At 64.0% G+C, this 16,470-nt stretch carries 27 protein-coding genes; 16 read left to right on the forward strand and 11 right to left on the reverse strand.

The window, feature by feature from the left end; all coding sequences use genetic code 11:
* Positions 1 to 24: 24 nt before the first annotated feature.
* From NKH91_RS17650 to NKH91_RS17700, 11 genes are all read right to left on the reverse strand, one after another.
* Positions 25 to 369 (reverse strand): YfdP family phage-associated protein, encoded by a 345-nt coding sequence (locus tag NKH91_RS17650; protein WP_352704999.1) that lies wholly within the window; start codon positions 367 to 369, stop codon positions 25 to 27.
* Positions 370 to 477: 108 nt separating this feature from the next.
* Positions 478 to 957 carry a single-stranded DNA-binding protein gene (ssb, locus tag NKH91_RS17655; protein ID WP_352884256.1) on the reverse strand — a complete coding sequence of 160 codons (480 nt, stop codon included), beginning with the start codon at positions 955 to 957 and terminating at the stop codon, positions 478 to 480.
* Position 958: 1 nt separating this feature from the next.
* On the reverse strand, positions 959 to 1,138 hold the full coding sequence (locus NKH91_RS17660) for a hypothetical protein (RefSeq protein ID WP_352884259.1): 180 nt from the start codon (positions 1,136 to 1,138) through the stop codon (positions 959 to 961).
* Between the two features lies 1 nt (position 1,139).
* Entirely contained in the window at positions 1,140 to 1,391 is a 252-nt protein-coding gene (locus tag NKH91_RS17665; RefSeq protein ID WP_352884261.1) for a hypothetical protein, read from the reverse strand.
* Positions 1,391 to 1,594 carry a hypothetical protein gene (locus tag NKH91_RS17670; RefSeq protein WP_352828846.1) on the reverse strand — a complete coding sequence of 68 codons (204 nt, stop codon included), beginning with the start codon at positions 1,592 to 1,594 and terminating at the stop codon, positions 1,391 to 1,393. The genes NKH91_RS17665 and NKH91_RS17670 overlap by 1 nt, the downstream gene beginning before the upstream one ends.
* The gene (locus tag NKH91_RS17675) at positions 1,591 to 2,268 is read right to left on the reverse strand and encodes a hypothetical protein (protein ID WP_352884264.1); all 678 of its coding nucleotides are present in this window, start codon (positions 2,266 to 2,268) and stop codon (positions 1,591 to 1,593) included. Before NKH91_RS17675 ends, NKH91_RS17670 begins: the two co-directional genes overlap by 4 nt.
* Complete coding sequence (locus NKH91_RS17680) at positions 2,265 to 2,783, reverse strand: hypothetical protein (protein ID WP_352884267.1); 519 nt, start codon at positions 2,781 to 2,783, stop codon at positions 2,265 to 2,267. Before NKH91_RS17680 ends, NKH91_RS17675 begins: the two co-directional genes overlap by 4 nt.
* Entirely contained in the window at positions 2,776 to 3,033 is a 258-nt protein-coding gene (locus tag NKH91_RS17685; protein ID WP_352884270.1) for a hypothetical protein, read from the reverse strand. The genes NKH91_RS17680 and NKH91_RS17685 overlap by 8 nt, the downstream gene beginning before the upstream one ends.
* On the reverse strand, positions 3,033 to 3,527 hold the full coding sequence (locus NKH91_RS17690) for a hypothetical protein (RefSeq protein ID WP_352884273.1): 495 nt from the start codon (positions 3,525 to 3,527) through the stop codon (positions 3,033 to 3,035). Before NKH91_RS17690 ends, NKH91_RS17685 begins: the two co-directional genes overlap by 1 nt.
* A 116-nt stretch (positions 3,528 to 3,643) precedes the next feature.
* Positions 3,644 to 3,913 carry a hypothetical protein gene (locus tag NKH91_RS17695; protein WP_352884275.1) on the reverse strand — a complete coding sequence of 90 codons (270 nt, stop codon included), beginning with the start codon at positions 3,911 to 3,913 and terminating at the stop codon, positions 3,644 to 3,646.
* Between the two features lie 419 nt (positions 3,914 to 4,332).
* Complete coding sequence (locus NKH91_RS17700; protein ID WP_352884277.1) at positions 4,333 to 4,719, reverse strand: helix-turn-helix domain-containing protein; 387 nt, start codon at positions 4,717 to 4,719, stop codon at positions 4,333 to 4,335.
* Positions 4,720 to 4,792: 73 nt separating this feature from the next.
* Between NKH91_RS17700 and NKH91_RS17705 the strand changes: the two genes are divergently transcribed.
* The 16 genes from NKH91_RS17705 (at position 4,793) to NKH91_RS17780 (ending at position 16,450) form a co-directional block, all read left to right on the forward strand.
* A complete protein-coding gene (locus NKH91_RS17705; RefSeq protein WP_352704975.1) occupies positions 4,793 to 5,077 on the forward strand; it encodes a helix-turn-helix domain-containing protein in 285 nt (94 codons plus the stop codon).
* Positions 5,074 to 5,271 carry a hypothetical protein gene (locus NKH91_RS17710; RefSeq protein WP_352884280.1) on the forward strand — a complete coding sequence of 66 codons (198 nt, stop codon included), beginning with the start codon at positions 5,074 to 5,076 and terminating at the stop codon, positions 5,269 to 5,271. Before NKH91_RS17705 ends, NKH91_RS17710 begins: the two co-directional genes overlap by 4 nt.
* 134 nt (positions 5,272 to 5,405) lie before the next feature.
* The gene (locus NKH91_RS17715; RefSeq protein ID WP_352884282.1) at positions 5,406 to 5,897 is read left to right on the forward strand and encodes a hypothetical protein; all 492 of its coding nucleotides are present in this window, start codon (positions 5,406 to 5,408) and stop codon (positions 5,895 to 5,897) included.
* Positions 5,894 to 6,328, forward strand: coding sequence for a hypothetical protein (locus NKH91_RS17720; RefSeq protein WP_352884284.1), 435 nt, complete (start codon positions 5,894 to 5,896; stop codon positions 6,326 to 6,328). The genes NKH91_RS17715 and NKH91_RS17720 overlap by 4 nt, the downstream gene beginning before the upstream one ends.
* Positions 6,325 to 6,807, forward strand: coding sequence for a GcrA family cell cycle regulator (locus NKH91_RS17725; protein ID WP_352884286.1), 483 nt, complete (start codon positions 6,325 to 6,327; stop codon positions 6,805 to 6,807). The genes NKH91_RS17720 and NKH91_RS17725 overlap by 4 nt, the downstream gene beginning before the upstream one ends.
* Positions 6,804 to 7,367: a hypothetical protein gene (locus tag NKH91_RS17730; RefSeq protein ID WP_352884288.1), complete on the forward strand. Its 564-nt coding sequence runs from the start codon at positions 6,804 to 6,806 to the stop codon at positions 7,365 to 7,367. The genes NKH91_RS17725 and NKH91_RS17730 overlap by 4 nt, the downstream gene beginning before the upstream one ends.
* 367 nt (positions 7,368 to 7,734) lie before the next feature.
* Positions 7,735 to 10,449, forward strand: a complete 2,715-nt coding sequence (locus NKH91_RS17735) for a DNA methyltransferase (RefSeq protein ID WP_352884291.1) — start codon at positions 7,735 to 7,737, stop codon at positions 10,447 to 10,449.
* Positions 10,446 to 10,706 carry a hypothetical protein gene (locus NKH91_RS17740; RefSeq protein ID WP_352884294.1) on the forward strand — a complete coding sequence of 87 codons (261 nt, stop codon included), beginning with the start codon at positions 10,446 to 10,448 and terminating at the stop codon, positions 10,704 to 10,706. Before NKH91_RS17735 ends, NKH91_RS17740 begins: the two co-directional genes overlap by 4 nt.
* Complete coding sequence (locus NKH91_RS17745) at positions 10,699 to 11,031, forward strand: hypothetical protein (protein WP_352884297.1); 333 nt, start codon at positions 10,699 to 10,701, stop codon at positions 11,029 to 11,031. The genes NKH91_RS17740 and NKH91_RS17745 overlap by 8 nt, the downstream gene beginning before the upstream one ends.
* A complete protein-coding gene (locus NKH91_RS17750; protein WP_352884300.1) occupies positions 11,024 to 11,317 on the forward strand; it encodes a hypothetical protein in 294 nt (97 codons plus the stop codon). The genes NKH91_RS17745 and NKH91_RS17750 overlap by 8 nt, the downstream gene beginning before the upstream one ends.
* Positions 11,305 to 11,553 (forward strand): hypothetical protein, encoded by a 249-nt coding sequence (locus NKH91_RS17755; RefSeq protein ID WP_352884303.1) that lies wholly within the window; start codon positions 11,305 to 11,307, stop codon positions 11,551 to 11,553. The genes NKH91_RS17750 and NKH91_RS17755 overlap by 13 nt, the downstream gene beginning before the upstream one ends.
* Entirely contained in the window at positions 11,553 to 11,795 is a 243-nt protein-coding gene (locus NKH91_RS17760; protein WP_352884306.1) for a hypothetical protein, read from the forward strand. The genes NKH91_RS17755 and NKH91_RS17760 overlap by 1 nt, the downstream gene beginning before the upstream one ends.
* Before the next feature lie 5 nt (positions 11,796 to 11,800).
* Positions 11,801 to 13,864: a DNA cytosine methyltransferase gene (locus NKH91_RS17765; RefSeq protein ID WP_352884309.1), complete on the forward strand. Its 2,064-nt coding sequence runs from the start codon at positions 11,801 to 11,803 to the stop codon at positions 13,862 to 13,864.
* Positions 13,861 to 14,703, forward strand: a complete 843-nt coding sequence (locus tag NKH91_RS17770; protein WP_352884312.1) for an adenine nucleotide alpha hydrolase family protein — start codon at positions 13,861 to 13,863, stop codon at positions 14,701 to 14,703. Before NKH91_RS17765 ends, NKH91_RS17770 begins: the two co-directional genes overlap by 4 nt.
* Positions 14,700 to 15,218, forward strand: a complete 519-nt coding sequence (locus NKH91_RS17775; protein ID WP_352884315.1) for a hypothetical protein — start codon at positions 14,700 to 14,702, stop codon at positions 15,216 to 15,218. The genes NKH91_RS17770 and NKH91_RS17775 overlap by 4 nt, the downstream gene beginning before the upstream one ends.
* Positions 15,215 to 16,450: a DUF7146 domain-containing protein gene (locus NKH91_RS17780; protein WP_352884318.1), complete on the forward strand. Its 1,236-nt coding sequence runs from the start codon at positions 15,215 to 15,217 to the stop codon at positions 16,448 to 16,450. The genes NKH91_RS17775 and NKH91_RS17780 overlap by 4 nt, the downstream gene beginning before the upstream one ends.
* The last annotated feature ends 20 nt before the right edge of the window (positions 16,451 to 16,470 follow it).

Genomic DNA, 16,470 nt, shown 5'->3' on the forward strand with positions numbered 1-16,470 from the left:
CCTTCAGGTTTGAGGGTTTGGGGGTCAAGACTGCTGGCGTTCGGATGCCGCGCGCGGGCCACCGAACATGTCGGTCTGCTGCGGATGCTCGGTCGACAGCGAGCCGTCATCCAGCACCCAGTAGAAGGACGAGCCGCGCGCCGGCTTCGGCCGCTTCGAATCGATCTCGCACGAGATCGTCGCCGTGCCGGCCTCGACCTCGAGATTGAGCTTGAGGGTGACGTTGCCCTTGATCTTGGTCTTCGGCCGATCGCCGGAGAGCTCCTTAAGCTTGGCCAGCGTCTCGGTGATCTCGGTCGACATGGCGGCGGCGACTTCGCCGCCTTCCAGCATGCCGATGATAGTCTGTGCATCGCGGATTTTCTTCATGGTGTCCTCACGGGCCGTGTGCCTGCCGTCGAGTGTGACCGAACCGAAGGTGCCGGCAGGCTGGCCTCCGGACGGGGCGGCGAACGATCGCCGGCCCGCAGTAGCGGGCTAGAAGGGGATTTCGTCGTCGAGCGCTTCGCGCAGGCCGGGCGATTGCTGCTGGTCCGGCCCGCGCTCCTGGCGGCTTGAGCCGCCGCGCTGCGTGCCGTAATCGTCAGGGCTGCGGGCCGGATGGTCGGCCTTGTCGAGCATCTGCAGTTCGCCGCGGAACTTCTGCAGCACGACTTCAGTGCTGTAGCGAGGCTGGCCGGACTGGTCTTCCCATTTGCGGGTCGAGAGCTGGCCCTCGACATAGACCTTCATGCCCTTCTTCAGATATTGCTCGGCGACCTTGCAGATGTTCTCATTGAAGCAGACGATGGTATGCCACTCGGTCTTTTCCTTGCGGTCACCGCTAGTCTTGTCGCGCCAGCTTTCCGACGTCGCGATGCGGAAATTGACCACGCTGTCGCCGCTGTTCAGCCGGCGGATTTCCGGGTCGGCGCCGAGATGGCCGATGAGGATGACCTTGTTGACGCTGCCGGCCATGTCAGCGGCTCCCGGCTTGGCGGAGCCGTCGGGCACATTCCCGCAAGCCCTGATGCGGCAACCAGCGGCTGCGGTGGAAGTAGCGCTTGCCCGGCATGCGACCGAGGCGGCGCGTCAGATCGATATGTCGAGGGTCAAGAAATGGATGACGCTTGCTGCGAAACAAATCGAGAATGCCCATGTCAGGCGGTCCTTTCGTCGGGTAGGGTGATGAGCGCATGGCCGGCTGGCGCGTTCGGGTCAGGTGGCGTCAGCGCGGCGATCTGTGCCTCGATGTCGGCGATCAGATCCTTGCGCAGGCTGGCGGCGAACGGCGCGGCGAGCATGATCTCGCTCGAACTATAGAGTTTTTCCCCGATCAGCAGGCGCAGCGGCTCATTGGCGCGCAAGCGCTCGACGGTGTCGAGCCAATGGCGGATCCCGGCCTCGCTCATCAGATTAAGCCCTTCGACAGCGCCAGCCATTCCGGCATGGTGACGACGACGAGGCCGCCCGCCTTCTTGACCATCTCGATTTCGGAAACCGGCACCCAGACGGCCTTGGCGTCGTCCCCAGTTTCGGAGACGCGCACGGCCTTGCTGGTTGTGGCGTGCAGCGCCAGCGTCAAATCGATCAGGTCGGAGCGGCCGCTGGTCATGCCGCCCTCACCACAATGCCGAGATAGCGATCAAGCCGGTCGAGGAAGGCGATCTCGGCCTTCATCGCGCCCCATGGTTCGATCGCTCCGGTCAGCCTTGGCGCCGACGCCACCTTGGGCAGGCACTTCTGGTCGGCCTTGGGCCCGAACAGGGCATGGGCTTCGGCGACCAGCATGCGATCGTCCATGTCCTTGACCTGGCGGACATAGAGCGGCATGCGATTGATGTCGGGCAGCCTGGCGGCTTCATAGATGGCGAGATCGATGCAGCGCTTCACCTCGCCGATCGCGCGATGGACGAGCTTTTCTATGAAGGCCGGGCGATCGAGCTTGGCCTCCGCGGCGAGTTTCGCCACCTGGTACTGGATCAGGTCGACGGCCGGCCGCGTCACATCGCCGAACGGATATTCGTGGCCGTCATGAATGACGAAATAGCCGGCCAGCACGCTGTCGCCGGTCTCGCGGAAGATGGCGTCCGCGCCCATCACCGAATGCTGCGCCACCGAATAGGCCGCACAGCGGTAGATGCCATTGAAACGCGCGATCTTCGAGAGCGCATTGGCCATGTCGGCGAAGTTGATGTCGGCGGCGGTCGGGCTGACCAGGTTGAACGCCGACCCGTCAGGCCGGAAGGCCGGGACAATTGAAGGAATGCGGTTGGCCGATTGCTTCACTGGGACACCTGCGGCAGCGCCTGTTCGACCGCCTTGATCACCGTCTCGCGGCTGGCCGGAAAGATCGGCAGCCGGTCCAGATAGGCGGAGAGCACCTTGAGGCAGCGCTCTCGCTGGCCGGGCCACGGGTCGAGCACAAGGGCGGCGCGTGCCGTGCAATAGCGGCCCCAGGCCACTAGCAGCGCCTGTGTCTCCTTGGTGTCGCGCGGCAGCGGCGGCCGGTTCGGCAGCGGCGCGCGCGCCTTCTCGATGATGTCCGCCATCAGGTCGGGCCGGCTGGTCAAATGGCGCACGCTGGCGTCTGTAGCGAGTTTCGCCGCGGCATCCTTGAACTCGACGATCTCGGCCCAAGTGAAGCCGGCGCCGATCAGATCCTTGGACCGGATGCCGCCGCCGACCGAAAACAGATCGCGCATCGCCTCGGCCATTTCGCGGCAGCGCGGATGCGCATCGTCGGCATCCTCGGGAAAGATCGGCCGCGTCTGCGTCGAGCGAAAGTCAGCTTGGTTAAGCATAACAGTTGGCCTCCTGGGTGCGTGCCATTGCGGAAAGAAGTTCTGCTTGCCGGGCAAGCGCAGCCTGGTCTTCGAGCCGGCCCTCGATGCCGGTGATGATCGTCCGGAGTTGGTCGTCGGACAGGCGGTCGCGCCAGTCGGCCCAGTCGCGTTGAACGCCGGGCATGGTGTCGTAGCCGAGGCATTCGAGCGTCTCGATCAGATCGCGGCTTTCGGCCGACATACCCTCAGGATGCTCGCCGACGTTCATCAGACGGCACCGAAGATCACGGCGGCGCAGAACAGGATCGCTGTGACCGCCGCTAGCGAGGCGAGGTTCTTGGCCAGCGAGTAATCCTCGTGATAGCCTCGTGCGCGCTGCAGGCGCTCACCTTCGATGACGCCGAGATTGCGCGGGGGGACAGGATGCGACGATTGATACTGGCGGCGACGCTGGTGGCGGCTTGGGCCGGACAGGGGCGAGCAGACGATCCTTCCGTTCTCGGCCGGTCTGGCATGGAACAGGTCTACGTTTGGCTGGACTACGAATCGTGGAGCGAAGGGCTGGCGCTCATTCGGGCCGGTGTGCACGAGACCGACCCGCAAATGGTCCTTCGCCTGATGGCGTGCGTTGCCAGCAAGGGCGACCATGCGGTTGTCATCGGGCGTCCTTCCCTTGCGGCAAAGACCATCCTCGTCATTGACGGCGCCCAAAAGGGCTGTCGCGGTTTTGTGACCGACGAGGATCTTGGATTGCGATGACACTGAAACGCTCCATCGGTTTGACGATGGTGCAAAGTGTGAATTACTCACATCACAGTGTCAAGCGTAAATGTGATAAACTCACACTTCAAAATGCGGGAGTGAGAATCATGCGGGTTTTACGGAGCCCGTTTGCGCGGCTTGGCCGTTAGCACTGCCGCCAGTTCGCTCGCCAGATCGACGGCCTTGGCGCGCTCCTCATCGTCGAGCGGCGCAAGGTAGGCGGCGATGACCTCTCCGAACTGCGAGGCCAGATCCTCTCCGAACGACCGCTCCAGCCTGTCGACCACCTCCCGGTTGAGGCTCTTGCCGCCGCGAACCGCCTCGAGCCGTGCTTTGAGTTCGGGCGGCAGGCGGACATGGAAGCTGGGGCGTGACGGTCGGGACATGACCCCGACTTATCGCCGAAAGGTCAAGTGTTCGAAATGGTTCCAGATTTTGTAGAAAACTGGTACTACTTTCCCCGCTATTCACAGGGCATCGTTACAGGTTGAAACAATCTGGTGATCATTCAGCAATGGTTGTATGCGTACCGAAATGGGACACTGGACGGCGTGAAAAAACTGATTTGACAGCCTAGAGGAAATTGTTCCTAACTTCACTGCCGTTCGGTTTGGGAGAAGAGACAAGTGATCCAGTACGAATCGCGCGAAGCTGCGGGCGATCAGGCAATGGACAAATTGCGAGCGATCGCGACATCGCCTCAATCAAGAGCAGCGACGATCTCCGAGCGCATTGCCAGGGACACGCGATCAATCGCAGAGGCGATGAAAGAAATCCATGGCGGGCACTGGCGCGTGCTTATCGATCACGATGTTGGCGTGGTCGCGGTTTCGCGGGATTTTTCGGTGCCGCTCGGCTCGCCCAGCGCGAATCTGGCATAGGTCAGCACGGCGGCCTGGACCTCCCGTGGCGCCGCCGCCAAGCGCATGAAAACCTCGCGCAGCTCGTCGCTGCCGTCTATATCCTGCGGTGAGCCTTCGCCGGTGATGAGCCAGGCTTCCCTGACCCTGTAGGCGCGGGCATAGTCCTTGACCGCGCGGGTGATGCCGGTCCGGCCGCTTTCGTGCTGGATGTAGGTGTTGTAGTTAAAGCCGAAACGCTTCGCGGCGGCCTTTGCATTGTCGAAGCCGCGCATCTCGCGCGCCTGGCGCAGCCGTGCCGCCTGCTCGTCTACTCGGGTTACATCCGTCATGGCGTGACTTTTTCACATTTCTGGTGTGAGTTTCTACTTGACAGATTGATGTGACTTTCTCACACTATCGGTCATGATGGATCATTCGTTCGAACTAGAGACGGTTGTCGACGTGGTCGCCCTGCGAGGCGAGCTCGGCTGGACGCAGCAGCAGCTCGCCGACCATTGCGGCGTCGACCGCTCGACCGTCTCCACCTGGGAGACGAGGCCGCCGACCAAGGGGCCGGCGCTGATCCTGTTGCGCCAACTCCAGGCGTCGCTTTCCGATGCTGCTCGCCCCGGCGGCGTCGCGGCCGGTCCCGAAAAATTCCCCCAAGCCGGGACCGGCCACCCTCTTTCTAGCGAGGCGGCCGAATGACCGCGCTCCGCTGCTCGCCTTCGTTGACCTTCTTACCGCCACCGGCTGAGCCGGTGCACCGGTTGCCGCCAAAGACGCTGCGGCTGTTGAAGCTGCTAGCCGCCTTTGCCCGCGAGCATCCTGCCGACCTTCTGGCGCGCCTGTTACGTGACGAGGCGCGGCGGACGCTGCGTTTGCCGAGGGAACCGCCGTGAGGCTGTGAATGCGGGTTTTCATGCCCGCGAGTTGAACCGCTTTCCACCTCGTCCCGCCATGGGAAATGCAGACCGCATTTCCCGCGCCGGGAAAACTGTGCCCGCATTTTGTTTGAATGAGAAAGAGGGCCGACATGGCCGAAATTTCCAGTCAGTGGTTTTACCGCCTCAAGGCAGCCCAGCGCGACCTGATCGAACGCTGCGGCACGATCGAGCGCTCCGCTTCCATCGCCTCGCTGTCGAAGAGCCAGATGGGCCGCTTCAACAATGCCGGCGATCCCGAGCTGATGCCGCTGTCGGCGGTGCTTTTGCTCGAAGCCGAGTGCGGCACGCCGATGGTCACCAGTGTCATGGCCGAACTGAACGGCCGGCGCCTTGCCGATGCCGACGCGCCAGGTGCCGCCAACGCCACGATGATGGCGGCGCATGCTGATGTCGTCGTGCAGTTCGGTGAACTGATCGCGTCGGCCGCCATGGCTTTCGCCGACGGCAGGCTGACGCCAGCCGAGCTTGCCGGCATCGACCGGGGTGCGGCGAAACTGGAAGTCGCACTTGCCGAACTGCGCAAGGCGGCGGCCGCAGCCCGCGGCGCCGGCGGCCTCAGCCTGGTCAGCGGTGCGGCATGAGGTTCGTCAAGCAGCTGTTCCGGCACGATCCGGCCAATGGTGTCTATGGCGACTGCTACCGCACCGTCGTCGCCTGCCTGCTCGACCTCGATCATGACCAGGTGCCGCATCGGCACGAAGTGCTGAGCAATGAAGAGCAGTGCGGCTCGATGGACGCCTTCCTGCGGGATAGAGGGGTCCACACGATCCGCATCGCGCTCAATGGCGGCGATGTCGACGGCGCACTTGCCGTCGCCGCGACGCTGAGCGACGGGCTGCCCTACCTATTCTCCGGCCAAAGCCGCAACGGCACCAATCACGTGGTGATCGCCCGCGACGATCGCATCATCCACGATCCGTCGCTTGATGACAGCGGCATCGTCGGCCCGACCGATGTTGGCCAGTTCTGGGTCGAATGGCTGGTGTTGCCCCTGAAGGGGTATCCGGTATGAGCGACTGGTCCGCCGACGACCTGCAGGCGCTGCGCGATCTGGCCGGCCAAGGCCTTTCAGCCGCGCAGATTGCCGCTTGTCTGCCGGGTGAGCGCAGCCGCAATGCTGTGATCGGCAAGCTGAAGCGCGGCAACGGCAAGCTCGGCCAGTTGCTCGGCCAGCCGAAGAACCAGGCGATCGGCAGGGCAACGCCCAAGACCGAGACGCCGCCAAAGCGGAAATACCGGCCGGTCATCGTAGCGAAAGCGTCGCCGGTCGAAATCGCACCCGCGCCAGCGGCGGTCGCCAACCTGCCGGCAACGTTGCCGATCACCTTCCTGCAAGCGGTGATGACCGACCGGTGCCTTCACTATGCCGGCGCGCCCTACGATCCTGACGGGCCGGATATGCCGGTCTGCGGCGCCGAGCGGGCGGCGGAACCGCTGCATACGCGGTACTGCCGGCGTCACCTGATCGCGAAGCGGCAGGTTGCGGCATGAAGGCGCTTGGCATCCAAACTATCTACGGCACCGATGGCGAGTACCAGACGCCCTACATGACGCGCGTCTGGGTTGGCCGCCTACGGTTGCACATCTTCCATCGCGGCGACGCCGACCCCGATCCGCACGATCATCCGTGGGATTTCTGGACCTTCCCGCTAACAAGCTATGTCGAGGAATTCACACTACGCATTCTCGACAGTGATCGCAGCCATGATGCGTTGCCGATGGTCGCCCTAAAAATGGGCTGGGTGACAAAGCGCAGACTAGTGCGCGCTTTTCGTATCCACCATCGCCGGGCGAATTATCTACATAGGGTGCTTGGCCGATTTTCTGGAAATTGGTGGCACGACTGGCCAGGTCGATTGCGCGGTCATCCACCTTTGCCATGTTTCGATGGACGCAAGATCGTCACCATCGTTTGGGTCGGCCGGCAGTCCAGAAAGTGGGGCTTCCTCCGCTACCATGACGGCAAATGGTGCTGGACGCCTTGGCGCGACTACATCTTCGGCGGCGGCAAGCATGCGCCCTGTGAGCCACGCGATGGGGGCGCGCAATGACACTCTCTGATCGGCCACGAGTTTACACGCTTTGTGGGAGTAGCCGCTTCCCTGAAGCTTTCCACTTGGCAAATGCTCACCTAAGCATGTGCGGCCACATCGTTATTTCGTTAGGCCTGTTTGGCCACGCTGATGAACCGCGCGGCTCTCGATTCCTGACATCAGACGGTAACGAAGCCTCGCCCGAGAAGAGGAACTTGGATCAGCTTCATTTCCGGAAGATCGATCTCGCTGATGCGATTTTCGTGATTAACGTAGGCGGATACATCGGCTCTTCGACAAGGCGGGAGATTGCATATGCAGTATCCCAAGGTAAGGCCGTCGAGTGGCTGTTTGCGCCCACGACATCGGTCGACGGTGCTGCCGCATGACCGCGCATCCCGACTATGCCGAATTCCTCAAGGCCAAGGTGCGCCTGGCGCCGGCGCTCGGCTTCGACGTCGACCCGGCAACCGTCAATCCGCTGCTGAAGCCGATGACGCAGGCGATTGTGCCATGGGCCTGCCGCGGCGGCCGGCGCGCGCTGTTCCTGCGCTTCGGCCTGCACAAGACCTCGACGCAGCTCGAGATCCTGCGCCAATCGATGATGCATGCCGGCGGCCATGCGCTGCAGGTCGTGCCGCTCGGCGTCAGGCATGAGTTCTTCCTGGAGCAGGCGGAACGGCACCCCGACATCGAGCTGAAGTTCGTCAACCGGCCGAACCAGATGGAGGAGGCCAACAAGCCCGGCCCGGGCAGGAAGTTGATCCACCTGACCAATTACGAGCCGATCCGCGACGGCAAGCTCGACCCTTGCCTGTTCACAGCGGCCTCGCTCGACGAGGCGGCCTGCCTGCGCGGCTTCGGCGGTACGAAAACCTTTCGCGAATTCATGGCGACCTTTGCCGGCGATGATCGCAAGAACGGTCGCAAGCATGCCGGCGTGCGCTATCGCTTCGTCGCCACCGCCATCCCCGATCCGAACGAGTATATCGAGCTGCTCGCGTATGCCGCCTTTCTCGGCGTCATGGATGTCGGCGAGGCCAAGACGCGGTTCTTCAAGCGCGACAGCACCAAGGCCGACCGGCTGACGCTGCACCCGCACAAGGAGGACGAGTTCTGGCTGTGGGTGGCGAGCTGGGCGCTGTTCGTGCAGAAGCCGTCCGACCTCGGCTATTCCGACGAGGGCTATGAGCTGCCCGAGATCGACGTGCGCTGGCACGAAATCCCGTCCGACCATGGTGCGGCCGGCGAGGACAGATCAGGCCAGGCGCGCATGTTCGCCGACGCCGCGCATGGCGTCGTCGACGCTGCCCGCGAGAAGAAGCGCAGTCTCGATGCGCGGATCGAAAAGATGCTGGAAATCCGCGCCGAGGATCCGGCAGCGCACCGCATCATCTGGCATGATCTCGAGACCGAGCGCGTGGCGATCGAGAAGGCCATTCCGACAGTCAAGGCGGTGTGGGGCACGCTCGACGACAAGCCCAAGGAAGATCGCATCGTCGGCTTCGCCCGGGGCGAGTTCGCCGAGCTGGCGACCAAGCCGGTGATCAGCGGTTCCGGCTGCAATTTCCAGAAGCATTGCTGGTGGAACATCTATCTGGGCATCGGCTTCAAGTTCCACGATTTCTTCCAGTCGCTGTTTCGTACCCAGCGATTCGGCCAGACGCGCCGGGTCCGGGCCGACCTGATCCACACCGAGGCCGAGCGCGGCACCAGACGCGAGCTGGAGCGCAAATGGCGCGAGTTCGAGCGCCAAGCCGAGAAGATGTCGGCCATCATCCGGCAATACGGGCTGGCCGAACAGGCGCTGGAAGGCGCGCTGAAGCGCTCGATGGGCGTGACCCGGCGCGAGGTTCGCGGCGAAAACTACCTCGTCGTGCACAACGACACGGTCGAGGAAACGCGCTCGATGGCCGACGACAGCGTCGACCTGATCGTCACCTCGATCCCGTTCTCGACGCAGTATGAATACACGCCGTCTTTCAACGATTTCGGCCACACCGACGACGACGCGCATTTCTGGGCGCAAATGGATTTCTTGACGCCGCAGCTCTTTCGCGTGCTGAAGCCCGGCCGCGTCGCCTGCATCCACGTCAAGGACCGGATCGTGCCGGGCGGCATCAATGGCTACGGCTTCCAGACCATCAATCCGTTCTCCGACGATTGCGCGGCGCACTTCCGCAATCACGGCTTCGCCTTGCTGTCGCGGGTTACGATCGGCACCGATGTCGTACGCGAGAACAACGGCTCCTATCGGCTGGGCTGGACGGAGCAATGCAAGGACGGCACGCGCATGGGCAACGGCATGCCCGAATATGTGCTGCGCTTCCGCAAACCGCCGACGGACCGCTCCAACGGCTATGCCGACCAGCCGGTGGTCAAGGACAAGAACCTGTCCTTCGCCGACCCGACCGAGCAGCCCGACAAGGCGCTGCCGATCGGCGACAATGTCCGGCTGGTGCCGCACGACAAGAAGCTGCGACCGGCACCAGGTGCGGGCTATTCGCGCGGCCGCTGGCAGGTCGACGCGCATGGCGTCTGGCGTTCTTCCGGCGACCGGCCGCTGCTGCCGGACGAATTGCGCCGGCTGATCCATCTGCATCCCAAGCTGATCTATCGCGGCTGGAAGAAATGGTCGGAGGAAAACCCCTACGACCACGCCATCCATGTCGAGCTGACCGAGGTGCTGGCGTCGGAAGGCCGGCTGCCGGCCACCTTCATGCTGGTGCCGCCGCATGCCGAGCACCCCGATATCTGGACCGACGTGGCGCGCATGCGCACGCTCAACATGCTACAGCAGCGCAAGGGCCGCGAGATGCATCTCTGCCCGCTGCAGTTCGACATCGTCGAGCGCGAGATCGAGCAGCATTCGATGGCCGGCGAGACGGTGTTCGACCCGTTCGGCGGCATCATGACGGTGCCCTATTGCGCGCTGCGCATGGGCCGCAAGGCGGTGGCGGTCGAACTCAACCCGGATTACTTCGCCGACGGCGTCACCTATGCCGAGATCGCCGCCGGCGGCGGGCAGGGGCCCAGCATGTTCGACCTGCTCGAGGCTGAGACGGGCGAGGCCGGGCAAATCGACGAGGCGGCGGAATGAACCTCGCGCCGATCGTCACCGACGCCTTCGATCCCAGCCATGTCGATTTCGACGTGTTCGCCATGTTCCTCGAGGCGCGTCGCGTCCATCGCCGCAAGAAGCCGCGCCAGGTCGCCAAAGAGGCCGAGGTCGGGCTCGACGCGGTGCTGCGCGCCGCCCGCGGGCGCAACCCTGGCAGCTACGAGTTCTTCGCGCTGTGCGACTGGATCGGCGAGGAGCCGGCGCTCTTCCTGAAAAGGGAATTCAGGCATGGCTAGTGGTCCTCCCTCATGCGCGCCTGCGGCGTCGCGGCTGGCCACCTACGACTATCGCGGGCTGGGCAGGCTGTTGCGCGCCAGACTGGAAGATGACGGGCGCGGCTGGCGGGCATGCGCCGCCGAGATCGGCGTCTGCGCCTCCGACCTGTCGCGCATCTGCAATGGCCAGAGCGTCTCGGCGCCCAAGGCTATCGCCGTCTGCGACTGGCTGAAGCTCTCCTTCCGCGCCTTCTACGACCCGCCGGACGGTGCCGATCCGGAGCGTGAAACACAGGAAGTGTTTCACGGGAAGAGCACTGAAACAGAGGGGCGGGCAGATGGCTGATGATCCCAAGCGCTACGTCTATTGGGTGCAACTGGTCAACGGCTTCGGGCCCAAATCAAGAGCCTTCGTCGTCGTCTTCGAATGCTTGCACGCCACCACCGCCGACATCGACCGGGAGCTGCGCCAGCACGGCGTCGTCAACGGCTCGCGCCTCGACACTGTCGACGACGGCAAGGGCGGGCGGCTGATCCGCAGCCGCGCCGATTTCATGTTCGGCGTCGCCGGCCTGGTTTCCATCCAATCCTATCACAAACCTTGCTGGGAGCCCGAAGCATGGCCGCTATGAAGAAATCTGCCGCACCCGGCTTTGGCAAGCCGGGCAGCATCGACCCGGCCAGGCTGATGAAGCTGCCGCTCGCCATGCAGGCCGAAGGTATCAGGCTGCTGTTCGAAATGGGCCTGACCGCGAGCCATGTGAAGGCTCGCCTCGGCCTGTCGTCGGGGACAATCAACCAGATCCTCGACAAGGCGCGTCCGTTCACGCGCGGCGGCGACGTCAATGTCGTCGCGGAGGGGATGTGATGCTGCGCCACAAGCTTTCCACACCCGACTTTTCCGAGGTCGAACTCCGGCAAGCGCTGATGCGGCTGGGCGGGGGATGGCTGACCGGCGACGTCGCCCTTGCGGCGATCGTGCTTTGGTCCAGCGGCCAGTTCGACACAAACGCCATCGCCGCCGTCCTGACCGTTCGCGAGGATGCGGTCTGCCGCACCTTGGCGATGGCGCGCGACGGCGCACGTGCGGATGCGAGGGCTCAACGATGAACGCAATGACTGGTTTTGCCCTCGATAACCGCATGACGATCGTGCTGTTCGCCGGCATGGGCGGCGGCTGCGACGGGCTGGAAGAAGCCGGTTTCCACGTCCATGTCGCGATCAACCACGACCCGGTCGCGGTCGCCGTGCATGAGAAACGTCATCGGCACACGAAACACCTGCGCTGCGACGTGTTCGAGGCCGATCCGCGCAAGGTCACCAATGGACGCGGGGTGCGTGTCCTGCATGCCTCGCCGGACTGCACCCATTTCTCGGTTGCCAAGGGCTCGAAGCCGGTCAGCAAGCGCCGCCGCTCACTGGCTTGGGTCATATGCCGCTGGGCCGGCACCGTCCGCCCCGAGACGATCACTATGGAGAACGTCCAGGAGATCAGGACCTGGGGCCCGCTGATCGCCAAGCGCGATCCGGCGACGGGCCGCGTCATGCGGCTCGACGGCTCGATTGCAGCTAAGGGCCAGCGGGTCCCGGTGCAGGATCAATGGCTGATCCCGGATCCTCGCCACAAGGGCCGCATCTGGCGCGCCTGGCTGAAGCATCTGCGCGGGCTCGGCTATAGCTTTGACTATCGGATCCTGGTCTGCGCTGACTATGGTGTCACGACGATTCGGAAGCGCTTCTTCGGCGTCGCCCAGGCAGACGGCCGGCCGATCGTGTGGCCGGCCCGCACGCACGCGCCGCGCAAGGATGCCAAGCAGCTCGGCCTGAAACCATGGCTCGGCGCGCATACAATCATCGACTGGTCTCTGCCGGTGAAATCGATTTTTGGGCGCAAGAAGCCGCTGGCCGAAGCGACATTGCGCCGGACGGCACGCGGCGTCATGCGCTACGTCGTCGATGCGGCAAAGCCGTTCATCGTGCCGATCACGCATTCGGGCGGCGACAGGGTGCACGATGCCGGCGAGCCGCTGCGCACGCTGACCACGGCGCATCGCGGCGAGCTGGCGGTGGTGGCGCCGGCCTTGATCCGGACCGATCAGCAGAGCGCGGCGGCTCGCAACGGCGTGCATTCGGTCGAGGAGCCGATCAATACGCTGCATACGTCGTCTGGCATCGCGATGATGGGCGCGACCATCGTCGGCGCCGGCGGGCGGGCAGCGCAGTTGTCGCCTCGCGATCTCGAGGAGCCGCTTGGAACGACCACGGGCAAGGAGGATCGCGTTCTGGTCGCCGCCCATATGACCAAGTTCAACCAGAACGGCGACGGCTACATGCCGACCGAGCCGTTGGATACAGTCATGGCCGGCGCGCCGCGGCATGCCGTGGTTGCCGCCAGCCTGGTGCAGGCGGGCTATGGCGAACGCGAAGGCCAAGCGCCGCGCAGCCTCGACATCGAGGCGCCGCTTGGCGCACAGGTGGCCGGCGGTGGCAAGCATGCGCTGATCGCGGCTTTCCTTGCACAGCACAACGGCGATCCGCGTGTCGACGGCAGCAATGAGGCGCGGCCCGGCCGGCCGATCGACGAGCCGCTCGGGGCCTTCACCACCAGCCCGCAAGTCGGCGTCAGCGCCGCATTCATCGCACAGCACAACACGGGCGAGCCTGGCCGTTCAGCCGAAGACCCGTTGTCGACTATCGTCACGCTCGGCTCAACGCAGGGCGTGGTCGCCGCAGCGCTCGGCAACATGCATGGCACGAATCGCGACGGCCGGCCCATCGACGAGCCGTTGGCGACCGTTGCCGCTGGCGGCAATCATGCGCATCTGATCCTTGGCTTCCTCCAGCACTATTTCGGCTCTGGCAAGCAGGATGACGACGTGCGCCAGCCGCTCGGCGCGCTCACCGGCAAGGCACGCTACGGCCTGGTCGAAGTGATGGTGAAGGGCGTCCCGCACTACATCGACGACATCGGCATCCGCATGCTTGAACCGGAAGAGGGCGCCGCCGCGCACGGCTTCAAGCCCGGCTCGCTGCCGGACGAAATCACCATCGCCGGCAAGACCCGCCGCCTGACCAAGACCGAGAAATATCACCTGGTCGGCAACAGCGTGCCGCCGCGCATGATCAAGCTGATCGCCGAATGCAACGTCCGACACGCTTTCGCGGAGGCGGCAGAGTGAATCCATATCTTATCACCGGCCCAGCGCTGGTTTCGTTCTCGGGTGGGCGCACCAGTGGCTTTATGCTGCACGAGATACTGCGGGCCTATAACGGCAAGCTACCCGACGATGTGATCGTGGCTTTTGCCAACACCGGCAAGGAACGCGAGGAGACGCTGCGCTTCGTGAATGAGTGCGGGTTGAGATGGGGCGTCCGCATTCATTGGGTAGAATGGCGCGATGGTAAGCCCGGCTTTGCAGAAGTTGACTTCAGCAGTGCCAGCCGCAATGGCCAGCCGTTCTCGGCTCTCATCGCCAAGAAATCCCGTCTCCCCAACGGCCATGAGCGCTGGTGCACCGAGTACCTGAAAGTGCGGCCGATCTTCGAATTGATGCGGCATCAGCTTTGCCTGGAACCGGGCAGCTATGAGGAAATTATCGGCCTGCGGCACGACGAGGGTATGCGTATCTTCCGAGGTATGGACCGCGCTGCGAAAGATGGCCGCAGCGTCTCGTATCCTCTCGCCAAAGCGAAGGTGCTCAAATCTACCGTGTCTGCCTTTTGGGAGACGCAGCCCTTCTTCCTCGATCTGGAGCCATGGGAAGGCAATTGCGACCTTTGCTTCCAAAAAGGGAAAGGGATCCGAAAGCGGATCATCCGAGATCACCCATCCGCCGCAGCGTGGTGGGCCGGTGAAGAGGCCGGCATTGGAGGGCAATTCGACAAGCGGGATAGCGTGGCTGGGCTCGTGAACCAGGTCAGGGTCACTCCTACACTATGGGAGGAATTTTCCGACAGCTTTGACGACAGCATGGAATACGACGTCGAGTGCGGCCTTCACTGCGGGGTGGCAGCATGAACTTGCAGCCCTTCTTGATTGGCGATGGCTGGATAGAAGTGCTCGACGGCAACGATACGGCACGGGACATCTTTAAGCGCCACTACAGTTATAGGTCGCGCCAGCAGATGCGCCGAGCCGAACTCATCATGGGCCCGGGTTTCAAGCTGCTCCTGTTGACAGCAGATGCCGGCGCGCTTTGCGCGTGGCGGAAGGAGAAGCACCGGGCAGACGGGCAGTTCGGTGTCGAATGCGCGATCTTTCGTCGTGAGGGCGGTGACCTTGCCAGCGGATTGCTGACGGCGGCGATGTCGATCGCGTGGGCTCGCTGGCCGGGGGAACGGCTCTTCACGTTTGTCGATCCGCGTGAGGTGGTTCCAACCATGCGCGCGTCGCGACCCACCTGGGGCCATTGTTTCTATCAGGCAGGCTGGCGCTTTGTCGGGATCACCAAAAAGCGCCTCCACATTCTCGACTGCCGCCCGGAATATTTAAACCGCAACAGTGGCAATCCCGCTGCAGGATCGCGCTCATGAGCGAGGCGATAAAACTGTTCATCGAAGATGCGCGCGCGGTGTCGATCGAGGAGGCCGCGAAGATCATGCGGCTGACTTTCAAGCGGACTGGCGTCGAGCATCCGCAGCCTTGCCCGCATTGCTTCGGCACGGACACATTTTCGTTCAACACGAAGAAGGAAAAGTGGAACTGCCGGGCCGGCGGCATAGGCGGCAACGATGCGATCGGCATGGCCGCCCATTGCGAGGGCCTTGACATCAAGAGCCGCGAAGGTCTCCTCGAGGCCTGTTCTGTCGTGCTCGACCGGGACATTCCGGATGAAGGCGAGCGCGAAAGCGACGAGGATCGCGCCGCGCGCAAGAAGCGGCTGGAAGAACGTCGCCTGCAGAACGATGCCGACGCCGCCGCGCGTGCTGACAGCCAGGCCGAATTCCGCGAGAAGGAAAGAGCGAAGGCGCGCGGCATCTATGAAGCGGCTGCCCCTGTTGGGCGGCACGGCCGTCCTGTCGCGGATTACCTCGAGGCGCGCGGCTGCGGCCAGATCGGCCCGGCGCAATGGCTGCGCTATGCGTCCGATCTTCCCTACTGGCACGGCCAGGACGAGCGCGGGCGGCCGCTGGAGCTCTATTCCGGCCCGGCCATGGTCGCGCCTTTCATCGGGCCCGACCTGGTCGCTATCGGCTGCCACATCACCTGGCTCGACCTGAATCGGCCGCCGAAGTACCGGCCACAGCTCTCCGACTCGGACACTGGTGAGTTGCTGCCGACCAAGAAGATGCGCGGCTCGAAGAAGGGCGGGCTGATCCCGCTGTTCGGCGATCCTTCGGTCAAGCGATGGGTCGGCGGCGAGGGGATTGAGAACGGTGCCGCCTTCGCGGCATGGGAAGGTTTTCGCGAGGATACGTTCTACTTCGCCGCCGGCGATCTCGGCAATCTCGCCGGCCCGGCCGATCCCTCGTCACGCTTCGCGCACCCGACGTTGAAGAAGCCGGACGCCAAGGGCGTCGCGCGGCCGGTGATGGTCGCCGGGCCCATACCGAAGCGCGACCAGGATGCCGCCGACGCCATGTGGGTGGCCGATCACGTCCGCGAGCTGGTGTTGCTTGCCGATGGCGATTCCGAGCGGGTGATGACGGCTGCCGCAATGGCTCGGGCCCGTGCAAGGCATGCCCGGCCGGGGCGCATCATCCCGATCGTCTGGCCGCGCGCCGGATATGACTTTTCACGCATGGCAGTCGAGACGGGGGAATAGTGGGCAAGAAAAAGACTGGC

The organism is Mesorhizobium sp. M0894, from assembly GCF_040319725.1.
Taxonomy (GTDB): domain Bacteria; phylum Pseudomonadota; class Alphaproteobacteria; order Rhizobiales; family Rhizobiaceae; genus Mesorhizobium.